A 20,369-nucleotide genomic window follows, 5' to 3' on the forward strand; every position below is an offset into this window, starting at 1 on the left:
TCGACGCGCCCGGCCGCAACCCGTCCGGCCGACCCGTCCAACTCAGCCCCAACTGGGCAGCCAGATCTGTTGCTGCCACTGTGCCGGTGAGATCGGACTCGCGGTGAGAATCGGCCACAACCAGATGAAGTTGACCACCACCAGCCCGACGTACACGGCCACGAGGAGCACCGCCAGCGTGCGGCGTTCGGGACGGGACTGCGCCGTCCGCCCGGCCGTGCGGAGGAGGTCGCCGCAGGCCAAGGCGAGTCCCATCACCAGGAACGGCGCCATCACCGTGGCGTAGAAGAAGTACATCTGGCGGTCCAGATCGGCGAACCAGGGCAGCACGCCGGCCAGGTAGCCGGTGAGCACCGCGGCATATCGCCAGTCGCGGCGCACGATCCACGACCACAGCCCCCACAGCACCATCGGTAGTGCCAGCCACCACATCGCCGGTGAACCGATCAGCATCTGCGCGCGGACGCACTCTCCGGCGCCGCACTGGTCTGGACCGTTCTCGATGGCGTACAGCATCGGGCGCAGGCTCATCGGCCACGTCCACGGCTTCGATTCCCACGGGTGGTGGTTCCCCGCCGAGTTCGTGAGCCCGGCGTGGAACTCCAGAATGCCCGATTCGTAGAACCAGAAGGACCGCCACGCACCCGGTACCCACGCGAAGGAGCCCCCGACCCCGATCTGGTTGCCCACCTCGTATCGGTACACCGCGGTCTCGCTGGTGAACCAGGGGATGAAGGTGACGAAGTACAGGATCACCGGCAACACCGCGAGGCTCATGCCCGCAGGGACCAGATCGCGTCGTAGCACCCCCAGCCACGGCCGGCGGACGTGATATGCCTTGCGCGCCGCCACGTCGAACCCGATGGCGAGCAGCGCGAAGAACAGCACGAAGTAGGCGCCGGACCATTTGGTGCCGCAGGCCAGGCCGAGCATGACGCCGGCGGTGAAGCGGTACCAGCGGAAACCCAGCCGGGGGCCGTAGTCGCTGGCGGCGATCCGGCCTTCCACGTGGACCCGATGCATCCGGGCGCGGACCTGGTCGCGGTCGGCGATCAGGGCGGCGAACGCGGCCACGACAAACGCTGCCTGGAAGATGTCGAGCATCCCCATGCGGGATTGGACGAACAGCACCCCATCGCAGATCGCGAACACTCCGGCAATCGCACCGACCAGCGTTGATCGCGACATGCGGCGCACCGCGCAGTAGACCATCACGACGATCGCGATGCCGGCGATCGCCGGCGCGATCCGCCAGCCGACGGGCCCATAGCCGAAGAGCGCTTCCCCGGCCGCCAGCAGCCATTTGCCCACCGGTGGGTGGACGACGAGGCCGTAGGCGGGGTTGTCCTCGATCCAGTTGCCGCCGGTCAACACCTGCCAGGCCTGCGGCACATAGTGCTTCTCGTCGAACACCGGCGTGCCCTGATCGGTGGGCCGGGCCAGCCCCCAGAGCCGGGTGATGGCCGCCACAGCCGCCAGCACCACTCCGACGAGCAGTCCCCGCCACCGATCGGGTGCCCCGAAGACCGGGGCCGGGAGCGGCGGACCGGGGGCGGTGCCCAGGTCCTCGGCGCGGCCGCGATCGACAGGAGTGGGATGGTCGCCGTCGGCCGGCCGGTCTCGATCGAGGACGGCGGAGTCTGTCACCCGATCGATCGTAGTGCGCCCTCGTAAGCTGACTGTTGATGAATGCAGCACCACACTCCGCCGGCGCACCCACACCGCACGTCGACGACGACGGCGTGGGCTGCCTGCTGCTGGCGGCGACCCCGATGGGGCAGGTCGACGACGCCTCGCCGCGCCTACGCGCAGCACTTGCCAGTGCCGACATCGTCGCCGCGGAGGACACCCGCCGCGCGCGTGCACTGGCCGCCGCGCTGGAGGTGGTGATCGGCGGGAAGCTGGTGAGCTACTACGACCAGGTGGAGGCCTCCCGTACGCCCGCACTGGCCGAGGCCGTCCGCGGCGGCTCGACGGTACTGCTGATCACCGATGCCGGCATGCCCTCGGTCAGTGATCCGGGTTATCGGATCGTCGCCGCATGCGCCGAGGCGGGGCTGCGGGTCACCTGCCTTCCGGGCCCGTCGGCGGTCACGACCGCGTTGGCGGTGTCGGCGTTGCCGTCGGAGCGGTTCTGCTTCGACGGTTTCGCGCCCCGACGTCCCGGGGCCCGACGGGACTGGCTGGCCGGATTGACCGACCAACCCCGCACCACTGTCTTCTTCGAGTCACCGCATCGGCTCGCCGACACGCTGGCCGACGCCGTCGAGGTGCTGGGGCCGGACCGTCGGGCCGCGGTGTGCCGGGAACTCACCAAGACCTACGAGGAGATCCGCCGCGGCACTCTGGCAGAACTCGCCGGCTGGGCCGCCGACGGCGTGCGTGGCGAGATCACCGTGGTCGTCGAGGGTGCCGTCGCCCGGAAGACCGACGCCGCGGATCTCGTCGACGAGGTGGAGCGGCTCGTCGAGGGCGGCATGCGACTCAAGGATGCATGTGCGCAGGTGACGCAGGGCGGCGGTGTTTCCCGACGTGAGGTGTATCAAGCGGTACTGGAGCGGCGTCGGCAGGAGCGGGATCGATGACGCCGCGGGTGTCGGTGCTCGGATCCTCGGTCGCGACATGGAGGGTGACCCCGGCGGCGAGCCGATAGGGCCGGCTGGTGATGAGGGCGCCCACCGCGCGCCGCAACCGCGACATCTCGGCGCGCACCGTCACCACATGACCGGTGTCGCCGAAGATCAGGCGACTGAGCCGAGCCGACGTCAGCCCGGAATCGGCGGCCTCGGCGAGTAGGAGCAGTATCTGCGCGTGGCGCCGGGTCAGCACCGTGCGCCACTCGTCCCCGTCGCCGTCGACGGTCAACGACGGTTCGCCGCGCAGGTCGAGTGAGGCCACGATCGGGCTGGCCGGACCGACGCGGCGCAGCAGCCAGCCGGTGCCGACCGCTTGTGCGACACAACTACCGATGCCCGGGACGAACTGGGGGGCGTCTTCGGCGGGCACCGCGACAGCGGACGGCGCGGTACACCCCCGACTGTCGGCGACCCAGCCGTCGCGGTCCACCAGCAGGGCGGGTCCGCGCACCCCGGCGAGGCGGGCCCCCGCTGTCCGGCGCAGGTCCGCCAGGGATCGCGCGTGCGCGGCAGCGATCTCGTGTTCGGCCAGAGCGGCCAGACTCGTCGCGAACGCCGTCGACGACGGCTGGACGGCATCGGCAGGTCCGGCGAGCCCGACGATCCCGGACAACGCGCCGGTCCGGGGATCGTGCATCGGGGCGGCCGCGCAGTACAGCGACTGCAACGCGTGGTTGTAGTGCTCGGTACCGACCACCCGGGTCGCGCGGTGCTCGGCCATCACCAGCGAGACCGCGGTGGTGGCGGTGGACCGCTCGTCCCAGCGGCTGCCCTCCACCAACTCGAGGGTGTCGGCGACACTGAGCCATCGCTGGGTTCCGCCGCGCCACAGCAGAACCCCTTCGGCGTCGAACACGCCCATCATCAACTCGGCGTCGTCGATGCTGTCGACGAAGATCCGCTGCAGCCGTGCGGCACCACCGGCCAGCGGGCTGGTCGCCTGTCGGCTGTCGACGTCGGACGCCGCGAGATGGACGGGCGCGTGCCGATCCGCCCGCGCGCCGGCCGCATTCGCGCGCCCCCAGGACGCGACCACCTCGGTACGTTCGGTCGGCACCGGCAGTTCGGCAGTGACCTCGATCGTTGATTCATCACCCCGACTGCGAGCCGACCCCGCACCTCCCGTACTGGGAAGTATGGAACCCCGCATGTTCGAATATTACCCCAGCAGCGTCGGTCAGCCGGATCGGCGGTCGACATCACCGACGATGCTGGCAGCCTTGTCCAGACATTCCTGCCATTCCCGGTGCGGGTCGGAATCGATGGTGATCCCGCCTCCGACGCCGAGGGTGGCAGACCCGTCGGGAGTCACGGCCACGGTTCTGATGGCGACGTTGAGATCGAGCGCGTGGCCCGGCCCGGCCATCCCGACGGCGCCGCAGTAGACCCCGCGCGGATCGGTTTCCCAGCCGGCGATCAACTCCATGGCCCGCAGCTTGGGGGTACCGGTGACCGATGCCGGCGGGAAGGTCGCCCGCAACAACTCGGTGTTGCCGACCCCGGGATCGACGAGTGCCTCGACCCGGGAGACCAGATGCCACACCCCGGGTGCCGCCACCACCGACAGCAGGTCGGCGACGCGGACCGATCCGGTGCGGGCCAGCCGGCCGAGATCGTTGCGGACCAGGTCGACGATCATCACGTTCTCCGCGACGTCTTTCGCCGAGCGCGCCAGCGATTCCGGGTCGGCCGACGCCGGGCGGGTTCCCTTGATGGGGGATGACGTGACGAGATGGCCGGTACGGCGGAGGAAGGACTCCGGTGAGAAGCTCGCCACGGTCCCCCACGTGCCCTGCAGGAAAGCGGCTTTCGCGGGGAGGGTGGCTGCGGTGATGTCACCGAACAACTCGAGCGGTTCGCCGCTGACGACGCCGGTGAAGCGGGTGCACACACACGCCTGGTAGACCTCGCCGGCCCGGATCGCCTCGAGACACTCGTCGATGGCGGCCAGGTGGGGTTCGGGTGTCGGTTGCTGCCACTGTGCCGTCCAGGTGCCGGCGGCGGTTGATGCGCGGGCGGTCAGTGTGGCGGCGACCCAGGGGGCACATGCGGCCCCGTCGACGTGGTGGTGGGTCCACCGACCGTCACGCAGGATCAGGATCTCGTCGGTCATCCCGCCCACGGCCGGGGGCAATGCCGACTCGGTGGCACCCACCGGGAATCCGAGGTAGCCGAACCAGAATCGGTCCGGATCGTCCGGTGGGGCGAATCCCGGCCGCAGCCGGACCGACGGCGCGATGACGGCATCGGCGTCCCACCAGTCGCCGATCAGCGCGGCCGGCGGCGGCATCCCGGCCGCGCGGGTGTGCGCGTGCAGCGCACGCAGGACGTCGAGCGCCGGGGTCGTCACGCCTCGTGACGGGGGAAGACCGGCGCCGGCTTGGGCAGAGCCGTTCCTGCCACGAGCTGCTCGTCGATCGCGGTGAACTGCCGCCGATCGGGATCGACGGCGAGCAGATCGAGCATGCGCGCGGTGGAGGTCGGCATCACCGGTTGGGCGAGCAGCGCCACCACCCGGACCACTTCCGCGCACACATAGAGGACGGTCGCGGTGCGTTCGAGATCGGTTTTGGCGAGCTTCCACGGCTCCTGTGCGGAGATGTAGCGATTGGTCTCGGCCAACGCCGACCACAGCGCCTCGATACCCAGGTGAATGGCCTGCGCGTCGAAATGGTCGCGGACCCGGGGGAGCAACTGGGAGACGCGGTCCAGCAGCGCCACGTCCTCGTCGGTGCGTGCGCCCGGGGCGGGTACCGCGCCGTCGAAGTATTTGCCGATCATCGACAGCGTGCGCTGGGCCAGATTGCCGAACTCGTTGGCGAGGTCGGCGTTGATCCGGCTGATGATCGCCTCGGTCGAGTACGAGCCGTCCTGGCCATAGGAGAACTCGCGCAGAAAGAAGTAGCGGACCGGGTCGAGCCCGAACTCGTCGATCAACACATCCGGGTCCACCACGTTGCCGACGGATTTGCTCATCTTCTCGCCGCGGTTGAACAGGAAACCATGGGCGAACACACGTTTGGGCAGGTCGATCCCGGCGCTCATCAGGAACGCCGGCCAATACACACAATGGAACCGGATGATGTCCTTGCCGATGACGTGGAGGTCGGCAGGCCAGTACCGGTTGAACGCCGCCATGTCGTCGGGGAATCCGACACCGGTCAGGTAGTTGGTGAGTGCGTCGACCCAGACGTACATCACGTGCTCGGGATGTCCCGGCACCGGCACACCCCAGTCGAAGGTGGTGCGGGAGATGGACAGATCGGTCAGCCCGCCCTTGATGAAGCTGACGATCTCGTTGCGGCGGACCTCGGGTCCGAGGAACTCCGGGTTGGTCGCGAACAGATCGAGCAGCTTGTCCTGATATGCCGACAGTCGGAAGAAGTAGGTCTGTTCCTCGGTCCAGGTCAGGAGGTGTCCGTTGTCGGTGGCGACCCGGCTGCCATCGGCGGCAACCGTCGTGTCGGCGTCGCTGTAGAACAACTCGTCGCGGATGTCATACCACCCGGAGTAGGTGTCGAGGTAGATGTCGCCCGCGTCGGTCATGCGCTGCCAAATGGCCTCCGAGGCCCGCTTGTGGTCGGCGTCGGAGGTGCGGATGAAGCGGTCGAAACTCGATCCGAGTCGCTCCTGCAAGGCTTGGAACCGATCGGAGTTCCGGTCGGCGAGCTCTGCGGTGGCGATCCCCTCGGCGACTGCGGTCTGCTGCATCTTCTGGCCGTGGACGTCGGTGCCGGTGAGAAAACGGACGTCGAAGCCGTCGAGGCGCTTGAACCGGGCCAGGGCATCGGCCGAGATGTACTCGTAGGCGTGGCCGATGTGCGGGACGCCGTTGGGATAGGCGATGGCCGTGGTGATGTAGTACGGGCGGCCGGCGCCGTGGGAGGCGTGATCAGCGGATTCGGTGCGGGTCGGGTCGGTCATGGTGTCGTCAGAATACTTGGTGGCCGACCCCGCGCATCGCCCGTCCCGTCATCGACGGTACGGGCGATGCGGGCTCACTCGTTACGACGATACGGTTCGCAGCCCGGCGGGGCCTTCGGCGGCTCGCGCTTGACCAGTTCCGGGATGCCCTTGGTGACCGGATGACGCTCCTGCAGGGTGAACTTGTCCCCGTGGTGGGCGAGGTCGATCGGAGGTCCCGACAGCAACCGGTAGGTGGCGCTGTCGCGATCCACCGCGACGACGAACTTGGAATCGCCGACCGCCATCCGGAAGGAGAGGTAGGTGAGACGGCTCGGCAGCCGCGGCGCGAAGGTGATGTTGCCGCCGAAGTCGCGCATACCACCGAACCCGGCGACACAGTCGGTCCACGCGCCGGCGAGCGCCGCGATGTGCAGTCCGCTCGAGACGTTGCTGTGGAGGTCGTGCAGGTCGGTGAACACCGATTCGCACATCAGGTCATACGACAGATCGAGGTAGCCGACCTCGGCCGCGACCACCGCCTCACAACACGCCGACAACGACGAATCCCGCACGGTCAGCGGGTAGTAGTAGTCGAAGTTGCGCACCTTCTGCTCGGGGGTGAACGCCGACCCGAAGCTGTACATCGCGAACACCAGGTCGGCCTGCTTGACCACCTGCTTGCGATAGAGGTCGTAGTACGGGTAATTCAACAGGAGCGGATAGCGCCCGACAGACGCCTCGAAATCCCACGCCCCCAGCAATGTGAACGACTCGCACTGCTGATGCACGCCAAGAGCCTCGTCGAACGGGATCGACATGTCATCGGCGCAGGACTCCCAGTGCGCGGCCTCGGCGTCGGTGACACCGAACTCGCGAGCGAGATCGGGTCGACGGTGCACCGCTGCGACTGCATCTCGAAGATTTTGCTGCGCAGCGAGATTGGTGAACACATTGTTGTTGACGACGGCGGTGTACTCATCCGGGCCGGTGACCCCGTCGATGCGGAACTTGCCGTTCACGTCGTGATGCCCGAGGCCGGCGAAGAGGCGGGCGGTCTCCACGAGCAGTTCGACGCCGCATTCGGTCTCGAACTGTTCGTCGTCGGTGGCGCGCAGGTACCGGGCCGTCGCGTTGGCGATGTCGGCACTCACATGCACACCGGCGGTGCCGGCCGGCCAATACCCGGAGCACTCGTCGCCGTTGATCGAACGCCAGGGGAACATCGCGCCGCGCTGTCCGAGTTCGGCGGCGCGGCTCTTGGCCTTGTCCATCGTCGAGTGTCGCCAGCGCAGCTCCTCGCCGGCCGCCGCGGGCACCGTGTAGGTCAGCATCGGCAAGATGAAACTCTCGGTGTCCCAGAAAGTGTGGCCGTCGTAGCCGGGGCCGGACAGTCCCTTGGCCGGGATCGCGCGGGACTGACCACGCGCACCCGCCTGCAGCACGTGGAAGAGCGCGAACCGCACCGCCTGCTGCAGTTCGGGGTCGCCGTCGAGCTCCACATCGGCGTCTCGCCAGAAGTCCTCGAGGTATTCGATCTGGTCGGCTTTCAGCGCCTCCCAACCGGTTTCCATCGCCATCGCCAAAGCCGCGTCGACCTGTGCGCGCAGCGCCGGGACCGATCGACGCGCCGACCAGCCGTATCCCATGTACTTGGTCAGCGACAGTTTGGTGCCCTGCGGAACGTTGGCGGCAACGGTCAGACGTGCCAGGTCGTCGTCGGCGCGGATGAAGGCGTCGGCCCGGTCCGGGAAGTCGATCTCGTGATCCATCCCGGCAGCGATGTGTAGACCGGACTGCTTGGTGTGATGCACCAGCATGCCCCAGTAGTTGCGGCAGGCCGAGAGATCGGAGATCAACGGCGACTCCAGCGCGGCAGCGAGGCGGGGGTCGTTGCCGGGCGCCGGCACCGGCTCGTTGGCGAGCAGATCTGACTGCAGCACCAACTTCATGTCCTCGTCGACCGGTTCCACCTCATAGTGGATGGCCGCGATGGTCCGCTTGGTGAAGGAGACGAGCCGCTCGGAGCGAATCCGTACGGTGCGACCGGTCGGCGACGTCCACAACGTATGGCGACGCAGCGTACCGGTCCGGAAATCCAGGGTGCGTTCGTGCTCGACGGTGCGGCCGTAGCGCAGATCCATCGGCTCGTCCTCGACGAGCAGTCGGATGATCTTGCCGTCGGTCACGTTCACCACGGTCTGCCCGGATTCCGGGTAGCCGTAGCCACTTTCGGCATACGGCAGACCGCGCAACTCATAGAAGCCGTTCAGGTACGTCCCCGGATGGTCGACCGGCTCGCCCTCCTCGAATGTGCCGCGCAGGCCGATGTGGCCGTTGGACAGTGCGAACAGCGTTTCGGTCCGGCCCAGCACATCGACGTCGATACCACGCCAGCGCAGCTGCCAGGGGTGGACGTCGAATCCGTGCTCCATGGCGCCCGGGCTCACGCGGAGACCAACTCGTCGAGATCGTTCACGACCCGATCGGCACCGGCCGAGCGCATCGCCGCGGCCTGGCCGCCGCCCACCCGGTCGATCGCGACGACATAGCCGAACTTGCCGGCCACCGCCGCCTCCACCCCGGAGATCGCATCCTCGAACACCACGGCCTTGTCGGGTGTCACGCCCATGAGTTCGGCACCGAGCAGGAAGGAATCGGGAGCCGGCTTACCGCGCAGTCCTTTCGCGACGATGTCGAGTCCGTCCACTCTCACCTCCACGAACTTCGTCAGGTCGGCGGCATCCAACACTGCTGCTCCGTTCTTCGACGACGTCACCACGGCGATCCGCAGGCCGGCAGCCCGCGCTGCTTCGAGGTAGCGCACCGAACCGGGGTAGGGATCGACACCGTTGGTCTCCAGGGTCGACACGAACTCGGCGTTCTTGCCGGTCCCGATCGCGGCGACGGTCTCCTCGTCGACATCGTCGATCTGCCGTGAATGCAGGAACGCGCGCACGCCGTCGTCACGGGGTCGGCCGTCGACGTGGTCGAGATAGTCCTGCTCGGTGAACGGTACCCAGTTCTCGGGATCCCGTTCGGAGAGGAAGGCATCGAACGCCTGCTTCCAGGCGTTGCGATGAAGGACCGCTGTGGACGTCAGCACACCGTCGAGATCGAACAGTGCGACCGAGGTGCTTTCTGGCAAACCCAACACTCCCCGAACGCTACCCGCCCGAGCGGGTACTCCGCGCGCCATGCGCGGGTATTCGCCGCCGACCTGTGGTGCCGGCGTCGGCTCACGCCGACGAGGCAGCGGTGTCCGCGGCCGCGTCGTCCCAGAATCCGATCGACTCGAGCCGCTGCACCAGTCGATCTCGGGCGTCGGCGAACTGCGTGTGGATCTCGTCGCGGATCGCGCGCGAATCCCCGGAGCGCAGATAGCCGATCAGGCGTCGATGACTGGCGACCGCCTCACGGCCCCACTCGGAGTCCCGGGCGTACAGGTCGTAGGGGTTGTACTTGCTGGCGGAGAAGACGAACCAGGCGAGCTTCTTGCTGTTGGCGGCGAGATTGACCTGACGATGGAACGCGTACTCCCGATTGAGTACTTGCGCATCGTCACCCGCATCCACCGCCAGCTCGAGCTGGTCGACGATGGTCTGCATCTCGGCCAGATGGATGCCGAGGTCGGGGTTGTCCACGGCATGGCAGGCCAGCCGTGCGGAGAGTTCGGCCTGGATCCAGAAGATGTCGGTGATGTCGCCACGATTGAGTGGTTCGACGATGAAACCGCGATGCGGTGACGATCGGACCAGACCCTCACCGCGCAGCGTCACCAGCGCCTCACGCACCGGGGTGACACTGCAGCCGAGCGCCGACGCGGTGTCATCGAGCCGGATGTACTCACCGGGCCGCAGGTTGCCGGTCATGATGCGGTTGCGCAGGTGATCGGCCACCTCGTCGGTGAGCTGCGTGCGGCGCAGCGACATGCGACTCATGCCGTCTGCTCCCCGTCGCGGTGATCGTGATCCACGAACTTCTCTTTCACTCGTGATGCTGCTGTCGTGCATCGCCGTTGCGCCCCTCGCCGGCGACAGTGATGGGGCTCACCGTCAACGGTACGTTTTCCGGCGCGAGCGTGGGGATCGTGGGCGCTGCGACACGACGATCCCGCGAGGCGACCCTGGTCAGACCAGCGACCAGTCGTGCTTCATGCGGAAGCGCAGGTCGCGCATCAGCAGGCGGTTCCCGCCGAATCGGATCGGTTTGGGCAGTGCCCGGTTGGCCGTGGAGACCGACGCGAACAGACGGTTGAACCGCCGCTGATCTCGTTTGGTCCACTCGAGTCCCAACTGCTCGCGGAACAGCGGCGGCAGGGTCCCGATCGTCAGGAAACGCAGCAGCGGTGCGAACGGAACCCGCAGCGCCGGACTGATCATGCGCAGGTCGACCAGGTCGTTGAGGAACGCCTTGGTGGTCTCGTCGATGGCGACACGGCCGGCGGCAACATTCCAGTAGCGATCGAACTCGACGCGGGTTGCCGGCCACATGTCGTCGGGCACCTGCAGTGTGGTGCCCAATGTCTTGGCAGACTGATAGAACTCCTCGGCATCTGCGGGACCCATGATCCCGTGCAGCAGCTGATGGGTGTCCTCGATGCCCACGAACAGGCAAGCGGCGACCCACATCTGGAGTTCGCGATCGAACGCGTTGTACTTGACCGGGCTCTTGTCGTCGGAGCGGACATGCCGATGGGCGGCGTTGACCGCCTCCCGGAAGGCCGCCTTCTCCTCGTCGTTGCCCAGAATCGCCACGGTCAGATACTGCGCGGTGGTGCGTGCGCGTTTCCATGGGTGCTTCATCAGCGATCCGGATTCGACCTTGCTCTCCATCACGCCGTAGGCCACCTCCGGCCACCCCAGCTGCATGACCACATTGGCCGCGGCGCCGGCGAAGGCCCAGAAGTCGATCGCCTCCTGAATCCGGGCCGGCTTGCGGCTGGTGGCCACGCGCTGTCTGCGCGCGGGGATCGTGATCCGGGTCTGTGCGTTCGTCAGCTCCGGTGTGGTCTCCTCGATTGACGCTAGGTATCGCCCGGCCATGATGCGGCCCCCCTGTTCTTCGTTGCGCACTCGATTTCTGGCACAGCCACCCCGAACGTGACTGTGATCTGTGTCGCGCACTGAGCACGGTATCGCACCAGGTTTCATATATGAAACCTGAAACCGCGCGGAATGGTGCCTCGGCCGGAGAAATTCGATTGGACGGGTGACCCCGGATGGAGAGGATGGAGCGATGACGACCCGACGCTTTGCTCAGGTGGATGTCTTCTCGGGTGTGCCCGTGGGTGGCAACCCGGTTGCGGTTGTGCTCGACGCGGACGGGATCACCGACGACGAGATGGCATCGTTCGCGCGCTGGACGAACCTCTCGGAGACGACGTTCGTGCTGCCGTCGGACGATCCCGCGGCCGACTACCGCCTGCGCATCTTCACCCCTGCCGGGGAACTACCGTTTGCCGGCCATCCCACCCTCGGTTCGGCCCATGCCTGGTTGGAGGCCGGGGGATCGGCGGGCGGGGGGTCGACGGACGGGGGGTCGACGGACGGGGGCCGCATCGTGCAGGAATGTGGCGTCGGGCTCGTGCCCATCCGGACCGAGCGGGGCCGGCTGTCGTTCGCGGCTCCGCCACGAGTCCGCTCGGGCCCGGTCGACGAGGAGACGGTGCAGTCGGTGGCCGACGCGCTCGGCCTGGACCGTGCCGAGGTCGTCGCCGCCGAATGGGTGGCCAACGGTCCGGATTGGATGGCGTTGCTGCTCGCCTCGGGCGATCGGGTGCTGGAGGTGGAGCCCGACATGGCGGCGCTGGGCATGCACGAGGTGGGATTGATCGGCCCGTATTCCGGTGGCTTGCCCGGTGAGCCCGGCGTGCTGTTCGAGGTCCGCGCCTTCGCTCCCGGGTACGGAATCGCCGAGGACCCGGTGACCGGGAGTCTGAATGCGGGTCTGGCCGTCTGGCTGCGGCAGGACGGTCGTGCACCCGCCGCCTACGTCGCTGCGCAGGGTGGCGCACTGGGTCGATCCGGTCGCGTGCACGTCGCCGACGACGGCACCGACATCTGGGTGGGCGGTGTGGCGACCACCGTCATCGCTGGCACAGTGGTGCTGTGAGCGAGACAGCCGGGATCGTCGGGTCGGGTGCCGACAGCCAGGACACCTCGACCTCGGAGAGCAACAAGGCCGCGCGCAAACGTCGTCGCAAAGAGCCGCCGCCGGAGCCGACGCCGCTGCCGGGGCTGGTCGACGCGCACACCCATCTGGCCGCCTGCGGTGGACGGGACCCGGATACGGTGCGCGCGATCCTCGATCGCGCCGAACGCGCGGGTGTCGGTCAGGTGGTCACGGTCGCCGACGACATGATCGATGCGCGCTGGGCACTCGAGGCCAGTCGCTGGGACCACCGGGCCTTCGCCGCGGTCGCATTGCACCCGACCCATGCCGCCGAACTCGACGACGCCGCGAAGTCCGAACTCGAGCAGATGGTCGCCGACCCGAGGGTCGTCGCCGTGGGGGAGACCGGGTTGGACCACTACTGGCCGAGCCGCTCGGACAGCTGTGCCACCCCCGCGGTTCAGGCGGAGGCATTCCGCTGGCATATCGACCTGGCCAAGCGGATCGGCAAGCCGCTGATGATCCACAACCGCGAGGCCGACGACGACCTGCTGGCCGTCCTCGCCGCCGAGGGTGCGCCGGACACCGTGATCATGCACTGCTTCTCCGGTGACCGAACCGTTGCACAGGAATGTGTCGAACGCGGCTATGTGCTCAGTTTCGCCGGCACGGTCAGTTTCGCCAACGCCGCCGAACTGCGGTTCGCCGCCGAACTGGTGCCCGACGAGCAGATCCTGGTGGAGACCGACGCACCGTTCCTGACTCCGCATCCCTATCGTGGCCAGCCGAATCAGTCCTATTGCCTGCCGTACACGGCCCGCGCGCTGGCGGAGGTCCGGGGCGTCGATGACGCGACGATGGCGCGCATCCTCGGCGACAACGCGCGCCGCGTCTACCGGTTGCCTTTGCAGTAATCACGCCTGTTCGTTATCGTATTGTGATCCCGCTGCCTGGGGGCAGCGATTCCGGCCAGAGAGGGCTGTGCCGTCCGGGGGTTTCGGGGTCGCTGATGAGCGCAGTGCGGACGCAATTGTCCCCGACCAGGATGTTCCCTCTTGTCTGTTCTCGCCCACATCAACAACTCGAAGTCCACCCGTGCGCGGGTAGCCGTCGGCGCTGTGCTGACGACCCTGACCGCAGGCGGCGTCATGGGCATCGCCATGCACAAGGACGTCGAGCTCAACGTCGACGGCCAGGTGCGCAACGTCTCGACCATGTCGATGTCGGTCGATTCGGTGCTGCGTTCGCAGGGGTTCGACCCGGATGCCGGCGACCACGTCTCCCCGCCGCTCGACGCCGGGGTCGGTGACGGCCAGACCATCACGTTCAACAGGCTCAAGGAAGTGGCCCTCGACGTCGACGGCCAACGGCAGATGGTCGAGACGACCGCTGCCGACCTGCACGGTCTGCTCAGCGAGCACGGCCTCACCGACACCGCCACCGAGACCAACTTCCCGAGCGGGAATTCCCTGCCGGTCGACGGCGCCGTGGTGGACGTCACCACGCCCAAACAGGTGCGACTCACCGACGGCGTGACGACATTCCGGCCGGTCGTCGCGGCCAAGACGGTGGGTGACCTGCTGACCGAGACCGGCAAGCCGCTCTCCGGTGACGACGAGGTGGTGCCCGCCGCCGACACCCCGGTCACCGAGAACATGAAGATCGCGGTGACGCGGATCCGCACCGTGGACTCGACGGTCACCGAAGACGTCGCCCCACCGGAGATCGAGAAAGAGGATCCCAACCTGGTCCGCGACCGCAAGGTCGTGGTGAATCCGGGCAAGCCGGGCGAGGCCAAGGTCACCTATGCGGTCACCACGGTCAACGGCAAGGTCGTCAAGCGGGAGAAGCTGGACTCCGTAGTGCTCACCGAACCACTGGCCGCCACGGTCCGCATCGGCACCAAACCCGGTGCACCGTTCGTCCCGCCGGGATCGGTCTGGGACGCGCTGGCGCAATGTGAGGCCACCGGCAACTGGGCGATCAACACCGGCAACGGCTTCTACGGGGGCGTGCAGTTCGACCAGAACACCTGGGAGCGGTGGGGCGGCACCGAGTATGCGCCGCGCGCCGACCTCGCCACCCGCGAGGAACAGATCGCCATCGCGAAGAAGACCCAGGCCGCCCAGGGTTGGGGCGCATGGCCGTCCTGCTCGTCGAGGCTGGGACTGCGCTGAGCGACTCACCACGTCTCCTGGGGCCCGCCCAGATCCGCGCACTGGCCGCTGAACTCGGTGTGCGACCCACCAAGACGTTGGGGCAGAACTTCGTCCATGACGCCAATACGGTGCGGCGCATCGTCGCCACCTCCGGCGTGGGCGCCGACGACACGGTCCTCGAAGTGGGCCCCGGACTGGGATCGTTGACCCTGGCGCTGCTCGGAGCGGCGGGACGGGTGATCGCGGTGGAGATCGATCCCGTCCTGGCCACCCGTCTGCCCGCCACCATCGACGAGTTCGCGCCGGCGCAGGCAGATCGCTTCGCGGTTCTCACCGCGGATGCGATGGCGGTCACCGGCGCCGACCTCCCGGGCTCGCCGACCGCGCTGGTCGCGAACCTGCCCTACAACGTCGCCGTTCCGGTGCTGCTTCATCTGCTCGCCGAATGTCCCACCATCGCAACAGCGCTGGTGATGGTGCAGGCGGAGGTGGCCGACCGTCTCGCCGCCGAACCGGGTGGCCGGGTCTACGGTGTGCCGAGTGTCAAGGCGCGCTACTTCGGCACGGTCCGTCGTGCCGGGGCCGTCGGGCGCAACGTCTTCTGGCCCGAGCCCAAGGTCGAATCCGGCCTCGTCAGGGTCGACCGTACGGCAACATTTCCCGACGACCCGGCGGTGCGTCGCGACGTGTTCACGGTGATCGACGCGGCGTTCGCCCAACGCCGCAAGACCATGCGTTCGGCGCTGGCCGGCTGGGCGGGCAGCCCGGCCGAGGCCGAGCGACGGTTGCGGGCCGCGGGTATCGATCCCGGCGTCCGCGGCGAACGTCTGCACATCGACGATTTCGTCCGGCTGGCAGCGGTGGCGGCGTCCTGATCGACGCTTGCGGTGCGCGACCCGTGGTCCACTCTCGATTATCCTGAATAGCTGTGTCTCGAGCGTCGTTATCGGTGGTGTCCGATGCGGTCACGGTACGGGTGCCGGCCAAGGTCAATCTCCACCTGGGTGTGGGCCCGTTGCGCGACGACGGATTCCACGATCTGGTCACGGTGTATCAGGCCTTGTCGCTCTACGACGATGTCCGGCTGAGCCCGTCGAGCGAATTGCGGGTGACCACGCGCGGTGACGGCGCTGCCGACGTTCCAGGCGACAGCACCAACCTCGCGGCCCGCGCGGTCGCCGAGGTCGCGCGGCGCGCCGATCGGAGCCCGCGTGTCGCGATCGACATCGACAAACGGATACCGGTGGCCGGGGGCATGGCCGGCGGGAGCGCGGACGCCGCCGGTGCGCTGGTGGGTGCCGTGAACCTGTGGGGCCTCGACATCGGCCGCGACGAATTGACCGAGATCGCTGCCGGGCTCGGGAGCGACGTGCCCTTCGCGCTGCACGGGGCGACGGCGTTGGGAACCGGTCGGGGTGAGCAGTTGATGCCGATCCTCGCGCGCGGAGAGTTCCACTGGGTCCTCGCCATCGCACGGTCCGGGCTGTCCACGCCGGCCGTCTACGGTGAGTTGGATCGCCTCCGGGGCAACCGATCCGTCTCTGATGTCGAGGCCCGACGGCCCGACGATCTGATGGCCGCGCTCACCTCGGGCGACCCGCGGACCGTGGCGCCGTTGCTGCACAACGACCTCCAGCCCGCCGCGCTGAGTCTGCAGCCCGTGCTGCGCCGTACGCTGCGTGCGGGTATCGATGCGGGAGCGCTCAACGGCATCGTCTCCGGGTCCGGCCCGACGTGTGCCTTCCTGTGTGCCGACGAGACGTCGGCGGTCAATGTCGCCGCCGAGTTGTCGGGTGCCGGGGTGGCCCGCGCGGTGCGCACGGCCACCGGGCCGGTTCCGGGCGCTCGGTTGTTGTCGGCGTGAGAGCGCTCAGCTGCCGAACACGTTGATCGCGTTGCCGTAGGCGCGCAGACCGGCGACAGATCCGTTGTAGCGGTTGAGGTCCACCGGAGTGGACACGCCGGGGAGACGGCCCGAGCTGGTGAACTGCCAGAACGTCCACGTGCGCCAACCGCCCCGAGGCATCTGCGGCACCGCGCCACCGTTGTAGGAGGCGATCCACAACGGGTGATCGGCGAACTCCCGAGTGGCGCCCATCGCGGTGTTCCAGAAGTTCGGATAGGTGTAGAGGATCGTTTTTCGTCCGGTCAACGGCTCGAGGACGGCGAAGAACTCACGCACCCAGGCGGCCAGGGCGCGGGGGCCGAGGCCACCGGAGTGTTCCAGATCGAGGACAGGCGGCAGATCGAGGATGCCGTTCTGGCCGAGCACGATCGTGGCGTAGAAGATCGCCTGTTGGGTGGCCGATCGGCTCGGGTCGGCGTAGTGGTAGGTGCCGCGGACGAGCCCGGCGGCGCGCATCGCCAGGCTGTCGGGCACGAAGTGTGGATTCACGTACCAGGTGGACTCGGTGGCCTTGACCATGGCCATGTGCTGGCCGGACGCGCGTACCGCGAACCAGTTGATGCTCGCGCCGCCGGGATGCTGATGGCTGGACACATCCGGCCCGACCTGCGGAGCGGCGCCGGCCTGGGGCGGATCTGTCATCGCTCCCGCAAGCCCGACGGTGGCCACCGTGGCCGAGGTCATCATCAGTCGCCGGAGGATCACGGCTCCACGCTATTGCACCGATCCAGAATCGCGCAGAAGGTTTGCCGACCCCGCCCGTGTCGCTGCCCGTGCCCCTGCCTCGACCTCGCCGACCGTGCCCGGCATCCCGCCGACCGTGCCCGGCGTGGCGCCGACCGTGCCCGGCGGTGACGGCGGTCACGTGACGATCCGTTGCTAGGGTCATGCGGGTGGCACCCGCAAACCCCGTCGCGCTGATCAACGTGGACCGGATCAGCAAGAGCTATGGCATCAAGCCGTTGCTCGACTCGGTGTCCCTCGGCGTCCACGAGGGGCAGCGGATCGGCGTCGTCGGTCTCAACGGTGGCGGCAAGACGACGTTGCTCGAGATCCTGGGCGGCATCACCGAACCGGACAGCGGACGGGTGTCGCGCGCCGGCGACATCCGGGTCGCGACGGTGACCCAACGCGGTGAGTTGCCCGCCGGCGCCAGCGTGGCCGATGTGGTGGTCGGCGGACCGGACGTCGCAGTACACGAGTGGGCCGGCGATCCCCGGATCCGGGGCATCCTCGCCGGTATCGGTGTGGACCAACTGCTCGATTCCCGGGTCGACGAACTGTCCGGTGGGCAGCGCCGCCGGGTCGGACTCGCGACCGCGTTGATCTCGGACGCCGATCTGCTGATCCTCGACGAACCGACGAACCATCTCGATGTCGAAGGCGTGCAGTGGCTCGCCCAACATCTCGTGTCACGGCGCAGCGCTCTGGTGGTCGTCACCCACGACCGGTGGTTCCTCGACACCGTCGCCACCCGTACCTGGGAGGTGCATTCGGGTGTCGTCGACGAGTACGAGGGCGGCTACAACGACTGGATCTTCGCGCGGGCCGAACGGTCCCGGCTGGCCGATGCCGCCGAAGAGCGACGACGCAACCTGGCCCGCAAGGAGCTCGCCTGGCTACGTCGTGGGCCGCCGGCACGGACGTCCAAGCCGCGGTACCGGATCGAGGCCGCCGAACGTCTCATCGCCGACGTCCCGCCGCCCCGCGACACGGTGACCTTGTCGGCCTTCGCCAAGCGTCGGCTCGGTCGTGTGGTGGTGGAGCTGGAGGATGCGCGCATCGCCACGCCCGCCGGAGATGTGCTGGTGGACGATCTGACCTGGCGGTTGGCGCCTGGCGAACGCATCGGTCTGGTCGGGGTCAACGGTTCGGGCAAGACCACCTTGCTGCGTGCGCTGGCCGGCGGGGTCGACGTGTCGCCGGGGCGTCGGATCGAGGGCACCACGGTCACGATCGGTTGGCTGCGTCAAGAACTCGACGACCTCGACGAGGACCAGCGGGTTCTCGACGCGGTGGAGGAAGTTGCGACGCGGATCATGGTGGGCGACAAAGAGATGTCGGCGTCGCAGCTCGCCGAGCGGCTCGGGTTCAGCCCGGCCCGCCAGCGCACTCCGGTCGGGGATCTCTCCGGTGGCGAGCGCCGGCGTCTGCAGATGACCCGGGTGCTGATGGCCGAGCCCAACGTCCTGCTCCTCGACGAGCCCACCAACGACCTCGACATCGACACCCTGCAACAGCTCGAGGACCTGCTCGACAGCTGGGCGGGCACGCTGGTCGTCATCAGCCACGACCGCTATCTCATCGAACGGATCTGCGACAGTACGTGGGCGCTGTTCGGCGACGGAGATCTCACCAACCTGCCCGGCGGGATCGAGCAGTACCTGCAGCGTCGCCGCGAGATGAGGTCGGGCCCAGCGCGTCCGAAGAAGACGGCGTCGTCGGAGGCCGCTTCGGCCGATCGGGCGGCCACCGACGCTGCGCCCGCGCCCGAGACCACCACACCGACCGTCAGTGCCGCCGAACACCGGGAGGCGCGCAAAGCAATGAATCGGCTCGAGCGTCAGATGGACCAGCTCGCCGAGCGCGCGGAACAACTGCACGCCTCACTCGTCGAGGCGGCAACCGACCCCGACCGCCTTCAGACGCTCAACACCGAACTGCGGCAGGTGGTCACCGACAAGGAGGCCGCCGAGGCCGCCTGGCTGGAAGCCGCCGAGAAGGTCGAGTGAGCGGCGGGGGTCACCGACGGATCGCGCCGTTGACCATCGACGCGATGGCCACGGCCCCCTGCTGGTTGATGTGGTAGGGGTAGGCCAGACTGCCGTTGGACAGTGAGCTCTCGTACCACGGCGCGACCAGGTTGCAGGGGTCGTGACCGGCCGATCGGCGGTTGGCGTCGACGAATGTCGCGCCCACCTTGCCGGTGGCGCGCCGTAGCGCGTCACCGGCACGGTCGAAGACCCGGTTCATCCAGCGGACGTCGGCGTCGCTGACGGGCACCATCGGCCAGCACCCATGGCTGCCCATGAAGCCGCCGATGCCGACGACGATGATCTGTGCGCGTGGCGCCCGAGCGCGGATGGCGCGGAGCGCCGGGGTCACCCGGTTCTCCATTCTGGCGATCCGCCAGCGCACCTCCTGCTCGAGGCGCGGATTGTGCCGACACCGACGATCGGTCAGCGGAGCTGTGTTGCATTGGGCCAGAATGGCGCCCCACCGCATGTCGTTGCCGCCGATGCTGACCGTGATGACCTGGGCATCTCGCGGAACCAGGGTCAGCTGCGGGGGCTTGACACCTCGATTGGTGCGCTGGCCGGTGCGGTAGAGATCCGGGGCCTGCGCCCCGGCGCATGAGGTGTCGATGAAGCGGCGCGGCAACGTCATGACCGCGACGATCGACGGATAGTTGAGCGCCGAGCGTTTGCAGCCCAGAAAGTACTCGGGCGTGGGGGAGAAGAAGCCGCCCGACGCCCGCGAGTCACCCATTGCGACATACACCCCGCCGGTGTAGCGCGCCGGGGTTGCCTCCGGAGCCGCCTCGGCGGGCGGTGCCACTGCGGTGGTGATCGCGGTCAGCACGATGAATGCGAACACCGCTACGTTGACCCGCGTCCGGCCCGGACCGGTGGACGAGCGACGAAAGACCAT

Annotated in this window: 17 protein-coding genes; 7 read left to right on the forward strand and 10 right to left on the reverse strand. The window is 68.2% G+C overall.

Translation table 11 applies throughout. The features are described from left to right. Positions 1-42 precede the first annotated feature (42 nt). Positions 43-1,647: a dolichyl-phosphate-mannose--protein mannosyltransferase gene (locus tag NWF22_RS17990; RefSeq protein WP_160903064.1), complete on the reverse strand. Its 1,605-nt coding sequence runs from the start codon at positions 1,645-1,647 to the stop codon at positions 43-45. 38 nt (positions 1,648-1,685) lie between these two features. Between NWF22_RS17990 and rsmI the strand changes: the two genes are divergently transcribed. After that, on the forward strand, positions 1,686-2,585 hold the full coding sequence (gene rsmI, locus NWF22_RS17995) for a 16S rRNA (cytidine(1402)-2'-O)-methyltransferase (protein ID WP_160903065.1): 900 nt from the start codon (positions 1,686-1,688) through the stop codon (positions 2,583-2,585). On the opposite strand, the gene NWF22_RS18000 is transcribed toward rsmI, so the two are convergent. From NWF22_RS18000 to NWF22_RS18030, 7 genes are all read right to left on the reverse strand, one after another. Next, the gene (locus NWF22_RS18000) at positions 2,485-3,693 is read right to left on the reverse strand and encodes a GAF domain-containing protein (RefSeq protein ID WP_202398764.1); all 1,209 of its coding nucleotides are present in this window, start codon (positions 3,691-3,693) and stop codon (positions 2,485-2,487) included. The genes rsmI and NWF22_RS18000 overlap by 101 nt on opposite strands. Before the next feature lie 120 nt (positions 3,694-3,813). Further along, entirely contained in the window at positions 3,814-4,986 is a 1,173-nt protein-coding gene (locus tag NWF22_RS18005) for an aminodeoxychorismate synthase component I (RefSeq protein WP_160903066.1), read from the reverse strand. Further along, positions 4,983-6,560 (reverse strand): methionine--tRNA ligase, encoded by a 1,578-nt coding sequence (metG, locus tag NWF22_RS18010; protein WP_160903067.1) that lies wholly within the window; start codon positions 6,558-6,560, stop codon positions 4,983-4,985. Before metG ends, NWF22_RS18005 begins: the two co-directional genes overlap by 4 nt. A 74-nt stretch (positions 6,561-6,634) precedes the next feature. After that, positions 6,635-8,974, reverse strand: coding sequence for a glycoside hydrolase family 65 protein (locus NWF22_RS18015; protein ID WP_160903371.1), 2,340 nt, complete (start codon positions 8,972-8,974; stop codon positions 6,635-6,637). An 11-nt stretch (positions 8,975-8,985) separates the two neighbouring features. Then, positions 8,986-9,696, reverse strand: coding sequence for an HAD family hydrolase (locus tag NWF22_RS18020; protein ID WP_160903068.1), 711 nt, complete (start codon positions 9,694-9,696; stop codon positions 8,986-8,988). A gap of 82 nt (positions 9,697-9,778) precedes the next feature. Continuing rightward, on the reverse strand, positions 9,779-10,480 hold the full coding sequence (locus tag NWF22_RS18025) for a GntR family transcriptional regulator (protein ID WP_160903069.1): 702 nt from the start codon (positions 10,478-10,480) through the stop codon (positions 9,779-9,781). A 189-nt stretch (positions 10,481-10,669) separates the two neighbouring features. Continuing rightward, a complete protein-coding gene (locus NWF22_RS18030; RefSeq protein ID WP_160903372.1) occupies positions 10,670-11,584 on the reverse strand; it encodes an oxygenase MpaB family protein in 915 nt (304 codons plus the stop codon). Positions 11,585-11,777: 193 nt separating this feature from the next. Between NWF22_RS18030 and NWF22_RS18035 the strand changes: the two genes are divergently transcribed. From NWF22_RS18035 to NWF22_RS18055, 5 genes are all read left to right on the forward strand, one after another. Next, the gene (locus NWF22_RS18035; protein ID WP_160903070.1) at positions 11,778-12,653 is read left to right on the forward strand and encodes a PhzF family phenazine biosynthesis protein; all 876 of its coding nucleotides are present in this window, start codon (positions 11,778-11,780) and stop codon (positions 12,651-12,653) included. Continuing rightward, the gene (locus NWF22_RS18040) at positions 12,650-13,567 is read left to right on the forward strand and encodes a TatD family hydrolase (RefSeq protein WP_160903071.1); all 918 of its coding nucleotides are present in this window, start codon (positions 12,650-12,652) and stop codon (positions 13,565-13,567) included. Before NWF22_RS18035 ends, NWF22_RS18040 begins: the two co-directional genes overlap by 4 nt. A 141-nt stretch (positions 13,568-13,708) precedes the next feature. Then, positions 13,709-14,830, forward strand: a complete 1,122-nt coding sequence (locus tag NWF22_RS18045; protein WP_233751274.1) for a resuscitation-promoting factor — start codon at positions 13,709-13,711, stop codon at positions 14,828-14,830. After that, complete coding sequence (gene rsmA, locus NWF22_RS18050) at positions 14,794-15,687, forward strand: 16S rRNA (adenine(1518)-N(6)/adenine(1519)-N(6))-dimethyltransferase RsmA (RefSeq protein WP_160903072.1); 894 nt, start codon at positions 14,794-14,796, stop codon at positions 15,685-15,687. The genes NWF22_RS18045 and rsmA overlap by 37 nt, the downstream gene beginning before the upstream one ends. A 53-nt stretch (positions 15,688-15,740) precedes the next feature. Beyond that, a complete protein-coding gene (locus NWF22_RS18055) occupies positions 15,741-16,676 on the forward strand; it encodes a 4-(cytidine 5'-diphospho)-2-C-methyl-D-erythritol kinase (protein ID WP_160903073.1) in 936 nt (311 codons plus the stop codon). Between the two features lie 6 nt (positions 16,677-16,682). Here the strand turns inward: NWF22_RS18055 and NWF22_RS18060 are convergent, their stop codons facing one another. Next, positions 16,683-17,402 carry a glycoside hydrolase family 25 protein gene (locus NWF22_RS18060; RefSeq protein WP_160903374.1) on the reverse strand — a complete coding sequence of 240 codons (720 nt, stop codon included), beginning with the start codon at positions 17,400-17,402 and terminating at the stop codon, positions 16,683-16,685. Positions 17,403-17,605: 203 nt separating this feature from the next. Here NWF22_RS18060 and NWF22_RS18065 point away from each other — a divergent pair, with 203 nt between their 5' ends. Further along, a complete protein-coding gene (locus NWF22_RS18065; RefSeq protein WP_160903074.1) occupies positions 17,606-19,450 on the forward strand; it encodes an ABC-F family ATP-binding cassette domain-containing protein in 1,845 nt (614 codons plus the stop codon). Between the two features lie 10 nt (positions 19,451-19,460). Here NWF22_RS18065 and NWF22_RS18070 read toward each other — a convergent pair whose 3' ends face one another. Further along, positions 19,461-20,369, reverse strand: a complete 909-nt coding sequence (locus NWF22_RS18070) for an SGNH/GDSL hydrolase family protein (protein ID WP_160903075.1) — start codon at positions 20,367-20,369, stop codon at positions 19,461-19,463.

It is taken from the genome of Gordonia mangrovi, assembly GCF_024734075.1.
GTDB lineage: Bacteria > Actinomycetota > Actinomycetes > Mycobacteriales > Mycobacteriaceae > Gordonia > Gordonia mangrovi.